This is a genomic window from Thermocrispum sp., from assembly GCF_002919275.1.
Taxonomy (GTDB): domain Bacteria; phylum Actinomycetota; class Actinomycetes; order Mycobacteriales; family Pseudonocardiaceae; genus Thermocrispum; species Thermocrispum agreste.
The window spans coordinates 39,150-50,926 of the sequence record NZ_PKFA01000020.1 but is presented as its reverse complement, the minus strand read 5'-3'; the positions used below and the strand labels follow the sequence as shown (position 1 = coordinate 50,926).

Here is an 11,777-nt window from a genome sequence, read left to right as displayed (position 1 = left end):
GCGGGAGAGCCGAGCGCGCCGCGGCAGGAGCGGCCGCGTGACCCGAACGCGATGCGGCGCAGGCCGCCGCGCCGTGACGACGCCACGCGCAAGCCACAAGGAGCGCCCGCGCGGCAAGCAGGTCCCGCTGCCGCAGGGGCTGCCGCCGGTGCCGCGGCCGGTTACGCCGCCGCGTCCCGCAGGCCGTCGCCTGCTCATCCGGACGGTCCCACCGAGACGCTGCCGCCGATCGACGAGGCGGACTACCGGATCGCCCCGTCCAGGGAGCCGGAACTGCTCACCCACCGCTATCACGACAGCGGTTTCGAGCAGCACGATCCGGCGGGCGAGGACAGAATCAACGCCATGGTCGCCGAGTCCGACGGTGCAGAGCCGGACGCCGACGACGCCGACGAGGGTGACGGCAAGCCGCAGCTGACCCGCAAGCAGCGCAGGCGGCGGTTGATCAAAAGGCTCGCGTTCGGCTTCGTCGGCGTGTTCGTCGTGGTGCCCATCGTGGCGTTCGCCATCACCTATTTCCTGGTGGACATCCCGAAGCCGGCGGAGATCATCGCCGCGCAGTCGAAGACGGTCAACTACTACTTCTCCGACGGCACCACGTTGCTGGGCCGCGACTCGCAGGACGGCAACCGGGTCATCCTCAAGCCGGAGCAGATCCCGGAAGTGGTGAAGAAGGCCGTCTACGCCGCGGAGGACGAGACGTTCGAGACCAACTCGGGTTTCGACATCATGGGCATCCTGCGCGCCGTGCGTAACCAGCTGACCGGCGGTGTCGGCGGCGGGTCGACGATCACCCAGCAGTACATCAAGCAGGCCACCGGGTACGACGACTACTCGCTGACCCGGAAATGGACGGAGCTCGTCAAGGCCTTCAAGATGAGCAACGAGCTCTCCAAGTCCGAGATCATCACCGCCTACCTGAACACGATCTACTTCGGGCGCGGTGCGTACGGCGTCCAGGCGGCCGCCCAGGCCTACTTCGGCAAGGACGTGGACAAGCTCAATCCGTCCCAGGCCGCGTACCTGGCGGGCATCATCCAGGCGCCCAGCCGGGGCGACAACCGGGAGTACGCCGAGCGGCGGTGGAACTACGTCATCGGCCAGATGAAGGAGAACGGCTGGCTGACGCCGGAGCAGGCGGCCGAGGCCGAGTTCCCGAAGATCGTCTCCGGCGAGCGGCGGATCAAGGGCTTCACTGGCCCGCGGTTCTTCATCAAGGAGCGCATCCGACAGGAGCTGAACGCGCTCGGCTTCACCGAGGACAAGGTTCGGCTCGAGGGCTACAAGATCTACACCACGATCAACAAGCGCGCGCAGGCGCTGGCCGAGCAGACCGTGCGCGAGGTGATGAAGGACCAGCCGAAGAACCTGCGCGAAGCGCTGGTGGCCATCGACCCGAACACAGGCGGGGTGAAGGCCTACTACGGCGGTGAGAACGACAAGTCCGACCAGGTGGACTGGGCCAACACGCCGCGCAACCCCGGGTCGGCGATCAAGCCGTTCGACTTCGTTCCGCTGCTGAAGCAGGGCAAGGGCCCCTACGCCGCCTACGACGGCAGCTCGCCGCGGACCTTCCCCGGCGTCGGGGTGGAGATCCGCAACTCCGAGAACGTGCAGTGCCCGATGCCGTGCACGGTCAAGGAGGCGATGGAGAGGTCGATCAACACGGTCTTCTACGACATCGTCGTCAACGAGGTGAAGCCGTCCGGGGTGGTCCAGGCGCTCAAGGAAGCCGGGGTGCAGAACACCTCGAAGCTGAGCGAGACGTCGGTCAACATCGCCATCGGCGGTGGGGACAACATGATCAGCCCGAAGGACATGGCGGCCGCGTACGCGACGTTCGCCGCGCAGGGGATCCAGCGCGACGCGCACTTCGTCTCGAAGATCACCACGGCGGACGGCGAAGTGGTGTACCAGGCGCACGACAAGTCCAAGGGCAAGCCCGCGTTCGACCCGAACGAGGAGAAGAGCAAGCAGATCGCGGGCAACGTCACCATGACGCTGGAGCCGGTGCTGTCCTACTCCGGCCTGGAGTGTGCCAACGGCCGGGCGTGCGCGGGCAAGACCGGCACCCACGAGGCCAGGGAGCCGTACTCGGACCAGAACTCGCAGGCGTGGATGGTCGGCTACTCGCGCCAGCTGTCCACCGCGGTGTGGGTCGGTGACTCGGCGCTGAACCCGATCAAGAACAAGGACGGCAGGATCATCTACGGGCGGGGCCTGCCCGGCGAGATCTGGCAGAAGTTCATGGACGCCTACCACGAGAAGCTGGAGAACCTGCCGTTCGACGAGGTCGAGGTGATCGGCGAGGCGGCGCCTCCTCCTCCGGAGCCGGAGAACACGCCGGACGAGGAGGAAGAGGAAGAGCCGGAGCAGGAGAAGCCGGAGCACAGCCGTCCGGAGCGGCCGAGGCCGCCGCAGGGGCCGCCGTCGCAGCAGGAGCCTCCGCCCTCCAGCCCGGAGCCCTCGCCGACGGATCCCACGGTGCCGTGCCGGCCGCCGTTCTGCCAGCCGGACGACCCGCCGCCGCCCGGTGGGGACAACCCCGAATCCGAGCGGGGACTGAACGCCGCGTGACGCCGGTGTTGCCGGGACGTTGACGGCAGGTCGATCCCGCAGGCTTTAGGGTGCGGGAGTGCGCGAGGAGTCGGGGCTCGGCAGCAAGCGGAGGCAGCGTGCCCGCGCCAGGGCGGCGGGCTTGCCGCCGGAACGACCACGTCAGGTGTCGCTGGAAGGCACCAGGCGGGTGATACCGACCTGGACCGATCCGCTGGCGGCGAAGGCGAGCAGGCCGATCGGTGGCCCGCTCGGCAGGCACGCCGCGGTCGGCACGCACTGGTTCTTCAGCCCGCTGCGGGTGGCGTTGCTGCTGGCCGTGGTGGCGTTGATGTTCGGCTGGTTCGGCAAGGCCGCGTGCATCCAGCAGCTGGAGCGCGAGGACGGCACGCTCGGGCTGGACTGGCGGTCCGGCAGGCCCTACGTGGCGATGTGCTACTCCGACATCGTTCCGCTCTACGGGGCGGAGCGGCTCAACCGGGACGACTTCTTCGTCTACCGTGACGGCTGGCTGGAGCTGAGCACGCCGGGCGGCAGCCAGGCGAGTCTGACCCTGCTGGCCGACGGTGCGGACACGTACCGGATCGCGGGCACCGACGGTCCGGTGACCGCGCTGGATGCGGCGGGCGAGATGTTCCAGCTCCAGCCGGGCGAGCGCATCCAGGTGCTGCCGGACGACCAGCTGCGGTTGCCCGGCGGGCGCACGGTGAGCTTGAGCCCGGGCGACGAGTTGCGGTTCATGGAGTACCCGCCGTTGACCGGGTTGTTCCAGTGGGTCAACGCCCAGCTTACCGACCTGTGGCTGTCCGGAGCCGATGCCGGGTTCCTGCCCGGGGCCATCCCGGTCGCGGTGTACTTCAACATCAGCGCGCTGTTCCTGGCGTTCGCGTGGCTGACCACGGTGTGGGCGGTGGCGCAGACCGCGCGGAGGCGACCGTGGGACGCGGTGCTGGTGGCCATCTCGCCGCTGGTGCTCGTGCACGCGTACACGAGCTTCGACGCGCTGGCCACGGCGGCCACCGCGGCGGCGATCCTGGCCTGGTCGCGGCGGCGTCCGATGCTGGCCGGGGTGCTCATCGGCGTGGGCGGGGCGATCAAGCTGTACCCGCTGCTTGTGCTCGGGCCGCTGCTGGTGCTGTGCATCCGGACCGGGAAGCTTCGCACCTGGCGCGCGACCGGTCTGACCGCCGCGTTCACCGTGGTGCTGATCAACCTGCCGCTGGCGCTGCTCTACCCGCGCGGCTGGCGCGAGTTTCTGCGGCTCAACATCGAACGGGGCATGGACCCCGACTCGATCTACAACGTGATCAGCTCGCTGACCGGCTGGCCGGGGTTCGACGGGCAGCTGGCCGCCGGCGAGGTGCCGGTGAAGCTCAACGCCTTCACCGGGATCGTCTTCGTGCTCTGCTGCGCGGCGATCGCCTACGTGGCGTTGTCGGCACCGAAGCGGCCACGGCTGGCTCAGCTGTGCTTCTTGGTGGTGGCGGCGTTCCTGCTCACCACCAAGGTGTGGAGCCCGCAGTACTCGTTGTGGCTGGTGCCGCTGGCCGCGCTGGCCGTGCCGCACTGGCGGTTGCTGCTCGGGTGGATGGCGATCGACGCGGCGGTGTGGGTACCGCGCATGTTCTACTACCTCGGCACCGACAACAAGGGCCTGCCGCAGGAATGGTTCCTCGGCGCCGTGGTGGTGCGGGATCTGGCGGTGCTGGGGTTGTGTGCGGTGATCGTCTACCAGATCTACCACCCGCACCGGGATCTGGTTCGCCGCAACGGGGACGACGACCCGGCGGGTGGTGTGCTCGACGGGGCGCGGGACGTGCGCGTGCTGCCGGTGGGGAACTCGCGGGAGCGCCCGCGCGGCGGTCGGCGCCGTCAGCGCAGGGACTCGCGCAGGAACGCGATGTCGTCGGCCTGACCCTCGGCTGGCGTCTCGACCACGACCGGGGCGCCCGCCTCCTTCGCCACCCCGGCCAGCACCTCGGGGTCGATGGTTCCGTCGCCGCCGACCACGTTGGCATGCCGGTCGCGGCCGGAGCCGAACTCGTCGCGCGAGTTGTTCAGATGCACCAGGTCGATCCGGCCGGTGATGGATTTGACCTTGTCGACGGCGGTCTCCAGGTCCCAGCCCGCCGCGTACGCGTGGCAGGTGTCCAGGCAGAACCCGGCGCCGAACTCCCCGATCGCATCCCACAGCCTGGCCAGCATGTCGAAGTCCTTGGCCAGCGCGCCGTCGCCGCCCGCGGTGTTCTCCACCAGGATCGGCACCTCGAACGGCGCGTCGGCGGCCCGCTCGAACAGCTTGCGCCAGTTGTCGATGCCGACTTGCGGGTCGGTACCCCGTGGCACGTGCCCGCCGTGCACGACCAGCCCGAAAGCCCCGAGTTCCGCGGCCATCTTGGCGTCCTGCGCGACGAGCTTGCGTGACGGGATGCGGATGCGGTTGTTCGTCGAGGCGACATTGACCAGGTAGCGCGCGTGGATGACCACGTCGGCATCCGAGGCGCGCAGTTCGTCCGCCTGCGGGTGCGGCTTGGGGGCCGCCCAGCCCTGCGGGTCGGCGAGGAAGAACTGCACCACCTCGGCACCGCGCTCGCGGATGGCCTTCAACGGGTCGTCGTCCTTGGCGTGAGCACCGATGCGCATGTGTGCAGGCTAGCCCTCGCAGCTGACCGTCCGAGACCTGCATGCGAAGGACCGGGCACGACACGCTCGAGTGAATTCGGCAGGCACCGGCCGGTCCGCCCGCGGGGCGCAGGCCCGGCCGAATAGGACGACGCACGGTAAGTACGCGTGCGTACACCGTCAGTGAGGAAGGCATGGTGAGACGACTTTTCGGCACGGCGCTGGCGGTGCTGTCGGCTGTGGTCATGATCGGGGGCACCGCCCATGCCGAGGAGAAGCCGATGGCGTGGCACAGCAACACCGACGTGGTCCACGGCAGGTGCGCGGCCACCCTGTTGAACGGGCGCGGCGCGCCGCTGGTGGTCGACGCGGACGCGCTCCTGGTGGAGTGCGGCCTGCCCGGCGCCCGGCTGGGGTCGTCCACCGTGCGCGTGGGCGACACCCCGGCGCTGTATCTGCCGGTCGGTGACGCGGTCGAGCTGCTCCGGCTGAACGAAGGCCCCCTCGCCGCGCCGTCGGCGGCCCTTTGCGCAGCGGTCGACGACGTTGCCGCGGCGGTGAACGCGGTGGGCCGTTCCACCCGCGCGGCCGTGCCTGCCGGCTCTCGGCCATTCGCTGGGAACGTGTTGCTCGCGCCATGACCAGGCCGTAATGTCCGAATCACGTCACGACCAGCGAGTTGGATCGTTGGCACAGGTGTAACGGCAACGCACACGACCGGGACTTCCCATGCGGGAGGACTCGACGGCGAGCAGGGGCGAGACGGATGCGGGTCTGGCGGAGAGCGGCAGCGCTCGGGGCGGCGACGGCCATCGCGACGGCCTCGGCGGCCTTCGGCATGCCTGCCGTCGCGGCAGCGGAGACGATCAGCACGCACTGCGGCGGATCGGTCACCGGCAAGCCCGGAGACACCGTCAAGGCGAGCACGTCGGTGCTCGGCCTCAACCTGGGCACCGTCGACCTGGGCGTCATCCAGGAAGGCACCACCGTGCTCAGCAAGACGGTCGGCCTGGTGCAGAAGTTGCTGTGCCGCGTGACGGTGACCGTGACCGGGGCCGCCGACGAGGTGGTCAAGGGTGTCGACAAGGCGACGCCGGAGCCGCTGAAGCGGGTCACCGAACCGGTGACCGGTGCGGTGACCGGGACGACCGAGACGTTGCGCACGGCGGCCGGCGCCCGGCAGGCGCCGTCGGCGGAGTCCCCGACCGTTCCGCAGCGCCCGGCCGAGAACCCGGCTGCGCCTCCGGCGAGCGGACCAGCCGCCACGTCCGGCGGAGGGAAGTCCGCACGTGCCGGAACCGTGCAGACGGTCCGGCCGTCCGAGCAGGCGACCCGGGGGACCGGTGGCGGTGTTCCGGGCAGCGCGCTGCCTTACACCAGCCCGCTGGGTTTCCACGGCGGCGATCCGTCGTCGTTCGCCGTCCCGGGGCTGCGCTACGGCAACGAGCCGGAATACGCACCGCAGTTCGGGCAGCTCGGCGATGACGGGCTGGGCGACCAGGGCGGCCCGGACATCCGCAACGCCGGGAGCGCCAGGGCGCTCGGAGCGGCCGAGGGTGAGGTCGGGCTGCCCGTCCTGCTGGCGGTGCTGGCGCTGGCCGGGGTGAGCGCCGGCCTGGTGCGGACCTGGGTCGTCCGGTCCGCTTCGGGGGCTGGATACTGACCAGCTGTCGCGTACCCTGTGGCAGGATTGTTCGTTACTACCGAGTAGCCTCGCTCTACTCAGGTTAGGAGACGTTGGTGGCTAGGTGGACTGCGCGCAGGACGGTGGCGGCGTTCGCCGTCGGCGGCGTGCTGGCGGGCAGCACGATTCTCCTCGGCATGGGTGACGCCGTCGCGGTCACGGCCGCCGACTCGTGCGGGGGCACGGTGACCGGCAAGATGGGCGAGACCGTCACCCTGAAGTCCTCCGCGGTGCAACAGGCGGCGGTCGATGCCGTCAGCGGGGGTGTCCACTTGCCGCTGCTCGGCATCAAGAACAACAAGGCCAAGCTGCGCGAGCTGTTCGAGGCAGGTCGGTTCGAGCCGATCAGCCTGACCACCGTGCCGCACGCGCCTGCCGGTGTGTTCAGCGACGAGAAGATCGCCGAGGCCGTGGTGCGGACGATCGACGCCGACAAGAACGGCAAGAAGATCCTCGACGCGAAGAACAACCGGGCCGAGGTGCTGAAGGCGGTGGAGGCGCACTGCTCGGACCTGACCGTGCGGGCGTCCGACTACGTGCCGCCGAAGCAGGGCGGCAGCGGGGAGCAGTCGCAGGGCAAGGAGAACAGCAGCGGTGCGGCCCGGCCGGATTCGTCCGGAGCCGACAGCGGTTCGAGTTCCTCGTCCAGCGCGTCCGAAGGCGCCGGTGCGGAGCCGGACGGCGCGCTTCCGGCCACCGGAAGCGGCACCGCGCGCGCCCCGCAGCGTGATTACGGGCAGGTGCCCTACCAGCTGCCCGGTATCGGCTCGGACAAGGTGCCCGACGTTCCCGATGCCGCCCCGTATGGCTCCGCACCGGGGGCAGGCGACATCGGCATCCTGGGCGCCGACGGTGACGGGCCCGAGGTGAGCAACGCGGGCAACGCCGAGCAGATTCACGCGGCCGAGGGGCACGACCGGGCGCTCCAGCTGCCCATGCTGCTCGCCGTGGTCTCGCTGGCGTGCGTTGCGGCGGCGCTGGTCCGCACGTGGGTGCTGCGGCGCGTTTGAGTGACCGGGTGGGCCAGGTCTATGCCGTGCTCGGCTGGCTGCCTGGCCGCGCTGGTCCGACGCCGGCCTGACTGCGTGCGGGTGGCCGGTTCGGCGGGCTGCCAGGCCGGCATCCGGGTCCATTGCCGTGATCAGCCGGACTCGGTCGCCGAGGTACGGTTCCGCCGCTGATGCGCCGGGCGGGCGGGGTGTGTCCGTCGATTCCGGCGGGCGGGTGTGGATTGGTCGAGGCCTGCGTTGCTTCCCGAGACCGCCCCGCCCGAACCGCCCGTGCGCCCGGCCGCCGGGGCCGGGCACGTGATCTTCGACCGCCGCGCAGGGGGATTTCCAGCGGCTTTGCGGAGGGCCGCGCTGAGCTTGTCGGCCCGGCCAGGTAGCCTGTGGTAGCTGACAACCCTCCTGCCACGGATGGTCCGTGGCCGCTCGAGACCACAGGAGGTGAGTGGTTGTGGCACGTCATTACGAGGTCATGATCATCCTCGATCCCAGATTGGACGAGCGCACCGTCGCGCCGACGCTGGACAACTTCCTCAAGGTCGTCCGGGACTCCGGCGGCGAGGTGGAGAACGTCGACGTCTGGGGTCGCCGTCGGCTGGCCTACGAGATCGCCAAGCACAGCGAGGGGATCTACGCGGTGCTGGAGCTCTTCTGCGAGCCGGAGGCGGTCAAGGAGCTGGACCGCCAGCTGTCGCTGCAGGAGAGCGTGCTGCGCACCAAGGTGCTGCGGCGCGACGAGAAGTTCATCGCAGCCGTCAGAGCAAAAGCAAAGGCGTGATGCCCCATGGCCGGTGACACCATCATCACCGTAGTCGGCAACCTGACCGCCGACCCGGAACTGCGGTTCACCCCGTCCGGTGCCGCGGTCGCCAACTTCACCGTCGCGTCGACGCCGCGCGTGTTCGACCGGCAGACCGGCGAGTGGAAGGACGGCGAAGCGCTCTTCCTGCGCTGCAACATCTGGCGTCAGGCGGCGGAGAACGTCGCGGAGTCGCTGACCCGTGGCACCCGCGTGCTGGTCCAGGGGAGGCTCAAGCAGCGCTCCTACGAGACCAAGGAAGGCGAGAAGCGCACGGTGTACGAGCTCGAGGTGGACGAGATCGGGCCGTCGCTGCGCTACGCCACCGCGAAGGTGAACAAGGTCAGTCGCGGCTCGGGTGGCGGCGGCTACGGCGGTGCACCGGCCGGTCCTCCCCCGGACGACCCGTGGGGTTCCGCGCCCCCGGCTGGAGGCGGCGGCTACTCCGACGAGCCCCCGTTCTAGCCAACCCCTCGTGACCGGTTGACTTCACACACATCAGGAGATTCATCGTGGCCAAGCCACCTGTTCGCAAACCGAAGAAGAAGGTCTGCGTGTTCTGCAAGGCGGAGAAGCAAGGCCGCCCGGAGCCGATCGACTACAAGGACACCGCCCTGCTGCGCAAGTTCATCTCGGACCGGGGCAAGATCCGCGCCCGCCGCGTCACCGGCAACTGCAGCCAGCACCAGCGTGACGTGGCCACCGCGGTGAAGAACTCCCGCGAGATGGCCCTGCTGCCCTACACCTCCACCGCCCGCTAAGAGGAGACGTCATGGCCAAGGTAATCCTGACCACCGACGTGGCGAACCTGGGCGGCCCCGGCGAGATCGTCGAGGTCAAGGACGGCTACGCCCGCAACTACCTGCTGCCGCGCGGGTACGCCATCCGTGCCACCAAGGGTGCGGAGAAGAACATCGCCACGATCCGCCGCTCGCAGGAGCTGCGCCGCATCCGCGACCTCGACCACGCCAAGGAGGTCAAGGAGACGCTGGAGAAGCTCGGCACCGTCACGCTGACCGCCAAGGCGGCCGAAGGGTCGAAGAAGCTGTTCGGCTCGGTGAAGGCTGCCGACGTCGCCGCCGCGATCAAGCAGGCGGGCGGTCCGGTGCTGGACAAGCGCACGATCGACCTCGGCGGCCACATCAAGACCGTCGGCAAGCACCCGGTGACCATCCGGCTGCACCCGGAGGTCACGGCGAACATCAAGGTCGAGGTGACCGGACAGGCGCAGTGACGCCCACGCTTCGGCTCACGATCGAAGGCTCTCTCCCTCGGGAGGGAGCCTTCGTCGTTTCGAGCCCGCGCCGAGGTCGAGGTTGCCACGACTTGCTTGCGGAGCGAAGTCAAGGCCATCGTGGAGCGGATCCGCCGGGCAGCAGGCCGGGACATCGATTTTGTTTCCCGCTCGGGCTGCTGAGCGTGCCAAGGCGTACGTGCACGATTACCGGTACGGCTTCGCGCTTGGGCTGCTGAGCGCACACACCAAGGCCTACCTGCGCGATCACCGGCGTGCCAAGAAGCCGAGGCCGGCTGAATTGCAGAAGAAGCCGCAGTGACACGGACTGCGAACGGTCAGGCCACGTCCAGTAGCCGCTCGCATTCGGCGATCAGCCGCTGCCGGAGCGGAGCGGCGCGTTCGGTGAAAGTCCGCTGGGCCTGGACGTACTCCCGCTTGCCCTCCGGGGTCTCGATGCGGACCGGTTCGAACCCGAGGTCGCTGAGGTCGTACGGTGACGCCCGCATGTCCAGCACGCGAATGTCCCAGGCCAGCTCGAAGCAGTCGGCGACCAGGTCCGACGAGACCATCGGGGACAGCCGGAAGGCGTGCTTGTACAGGTCCATGCCGGCGTGCAGGCAGCCGGGCTGCTCGAACTCGGCACGGTCGTCGCGGCCCGGGGAGAGGGTGTTCAACGGACGCGCGGCCGGGGTGAAGAAGCGGTAGGCGTCGAAGTGGGAGCAGGCGATGCGGTGCTGCTCGACGACCGCGTCGGTGCCTGCCGAGCCAAGCCGCAGCGGCCAGGCGGAGTGCCGGGTCTGGTCTTCGGACAGCCGGTAGACCATCGCCCACTCGTGCAGGCCGAAGCAGCCGAAGTTGCCCGGCCGCCGGGCCGTTGCGGTCAGCAGCCGGTGCAGCGACTCGACGAGCGGTCGTTGGGAGGTGACGTAGTCGCGCGAGATGGTGACCGTGTGCCTCGGAACCGAAGAGCCCGCCGCGACCGGCGCGTACCCCTTCAGCCCGGTGTATTCCTTGGCCTCGGCGAGCGCGACGCCGAACCCCGGGTGCCAGCGGCGCAGCTGTCCCGGCCGGTAGGAGTAGTAGGTGAAGAGGAAGTCGTAGACCGGGTGCTTCACGCCCGCCTTGCGCCTGGCCAGGTGGGGTTGCAGGTAGCGGTCGACGCGCGCGGCGTGGGCGGCGGCGCGTTCCCGCCACCGCTCGGCCGGCAGCACCGACAGGTCTGCGACAGTCGTCATCCCCACGAACGACCAGCGTAGAGACCCCTTGGCAGGCCGGACACAACGGGCGCTCGGACGAATCCGCCGCGCCCCAGGCCATGCCGTCGGCTTTGTTCGGGCTGGCTGGTCGCGACCTGGAAGGGGTTTGTTCGGGCTGACTGGTCGCGACCAGGTAGAGGCTCGTTCGCGCTGACTGGTCACGACCAAGAAGAAGCCCGCGGCCTCGAGGCCGCGGGCCGAATCATCCGGGAACGCGAACGACCCGGCGTGCCGCGCGCGGCACACCGTTCACACTTGGTCGCTCGCGCCAATCCTGGTGGTGACGATGTCGAGGTCCGTCATGTCGTTGTCGGTCCGACCGTCCGCGGAGCCGCCGGCTCCGTTACCCCCAGTGTCGTCGTCCTCGAACCCGACGATGAGAACGACGACCAGGACCCCGAGGGCGAGCAACAACATCGCGACACCTGCGGTCATGGCGTCTCACCTTCTTCCCTCGGATCACCGGCTGTGCAGCCGATCACACTTTCGACGACCAAGACCGCGTACCCGTTGCAGTGGTTGGGGCCCTACCCGGCATCCGCCACCAGTAATCCACCGAACGGAGCATTGCCTCCACAGGTTATCCACAGGGTTGTCCCCAGCTGGGGGTAACTTT

The 11,777-nt window shown here is 69.4% G+C and carries 13 protein-coding genes; 10 read left to right on the top strand and 3 right to left on the bottom strand.

From position 1 onward, the window contains the following. Positions 1 to 2,577 (top strand): transglycosylase domain-containing protein (locus tag CXP56_RS04570; protein WP_286899991.1); only part of this gene is annotated, 2,577 nt, incomplete at its 5' end. A gap of 169 nt (positions 2,578 to 2,746) precedes the next feature. Continuing rightward, positions 2,747 to 4,471: a glycosyltransferase family 87 protein gene (locus CXP56_RS04565; RefSeq protein WP_425426120.1), complete on the top strand. Its 1,725-nt coding sequence runs from the start codon at positions 2,747 to 2,749 to the stop codon at positions 4,469 to 4,471. On the opposite strand, the gene CXP56_RS04560 is transcribed toward CXP56_RS04565, so the two are convergent. Further along, on the bottom strand, positions 4,429 to 5,199 hold the full coding sequence (locus CXP56_RS04560) for a deoxyribonuclease IV (RefSeq protein WP_028847060.1): 771 nt from the start codon (positions 5,197 to 5,199) through the stop codon (positions 4,429 to 4,431). The genes CXP56_RS04565 and CXP56_RS04560 overlap by 43 nt on opposite strands. A 173-nt stretch (positions 5,200 to 5,372) precedes the next feature. Here CXP56_RS04560 and CXP56_RS04555 point away from each other — a divergent pair, with 173 nt between their 5' ends. The 8 genes from CXP56_RS04555 to CXP56_RS04520 all read left to right on the top strand — a co-directional run bounded on the left by CXP56_RS04555 (position 5,373) and on the right by CXP56_RS04520 (position 10,224). Continuing rightward, positions 5,373 to 5,819 carry a hypothetical protein gene (locus CXP56_RS04555; protein ID WP_286899989.1) on the top strand — a complete coding sequence of 149 codons (447 nt, stop codon included), beginning with the start codon at positions 5,373 to 5,375 and terminating at the stop codon, positions 5,817 to 5,819. A 125-nt stretch (positions 5,820 to 5,944) separates the two neighbouring features. Then, complete coding sequence (locus CXP56_RS04550; protein WP_028847058.1) at positions 5,945 to 6,841, top strand: hypothetical protein; 897 nt, start codon at positions 5,945 to 5,947, stop codon at positions 6,839 to 6,841. Positions 6,842 to 6,918: 77 nt separating this feature from the next. Further along, positions 6,919 to 7,872: a hypothetical protein gene (locus tag CXP56_RS04545; RefSeq protein ID WP_156899134.1), complete on the top strand. Its 954-nt coding sequence runs from the start codon at positions 6,919 to 6,921 to the stop codon at positions 7,870 to 7,872. A 448-nt stretch (positions 7,873 to 8,320) separates the two neighbouring features. Next, positions 8,321 to 8,647, top strand: coding sequence for a 30S ribosomal protein S6 (gene rpsF / locus CXP56_RS04540; RefSeq protein ID WP_084609082.1), 327 nt, complete (start codon positions 8,321 to 8,323; stop codon positions 8,645 to 8,647). 6 nt (positions 8,648 to 8,653) lie between these two features. Then, positions 8,654 to 9,133 (top strand): single-stranded DNA-binding protein, encoded by a 480-nt coding sequence (locus CXP56_RS04535; protein WP_028847055.1) that lies wholly within the window; start codon positions 8,654 to 8,656, stop codon positions 9,131 to 9,133. Positions 9,134 to 9,180: 47 nt separating this feature from the next. Continuing rightward, complete coding sequence (gene rpsR / locus CXP56_RS04530; RefSeq protein WP_028847054.1) at positions 9,181 to 9,429, top strand: 30S ribosomal protein S18; 249 nt, start codon at positions 9,181 to 9,183, stop codon at positions 9,427 to 9,429. An 11-nt stretch (positions 9,430 to 9,440) separates the two neighbouring features. After that, on the top strand, positions 9,441 to 9,902 hold the full coding sequence (gene rplI, locus CXP56_RS04525; RefSeq protein WP_028847053.1) for a 50S ribosomal protein L9: 462 nt from the start codon (positions 9,441 to 9,443) through the stop codon (positions 9,900 to 9,902). 199 nt (positions 9,903 to 10,101) lie between these two features. Continuing rightward, entirely contained in the window at positions 10,102 to 10,224 is a 123-nt protein-coding gene (locus CXP56_RS04520) for a hypothetical protein (RefSeq protein ID WP_286899986.1), read from the top strand. A gap of 16 nt (positions 10,225 to 10,240) precedes the next feature. On the opposite strand, the gene CXP56_RS04515 is transcribed toward CXP56_RS04520, so the two are convergent. Both CXP56_RS04515 and CXP56_RS04510 read right to left on the bottom strand, forming a co-directional pair. Beyond that, complete coding sequence (locus tag CXP56_RS04515) at positions 10,241 to 11,140, bottom strand: hypothetical protein (RefSeq protein WP_051309983.1); 900 nt, start codon at positions 11,138 to 11,140, stop codon at positions 10,241 to 10,243. A 270-nt stretch (positions 11,141 to 11,410) separates the two neighbouring features. Further along, the gene (locus CXP56_RS04510; RefSeq protein WP_286899983.1) at positions 11,411 to 11,596 is read right to left on the bottom strand and encodes a hypothetical protein; all 186 of its coding nucleotides are present in this window, start codon (positions 11,594 to 11,596) and stop codon (positions 11,411 to 11,413) included. Between the last annotated feature and the right edge of the window lie 181 nt (positions 11,597 to 11,777).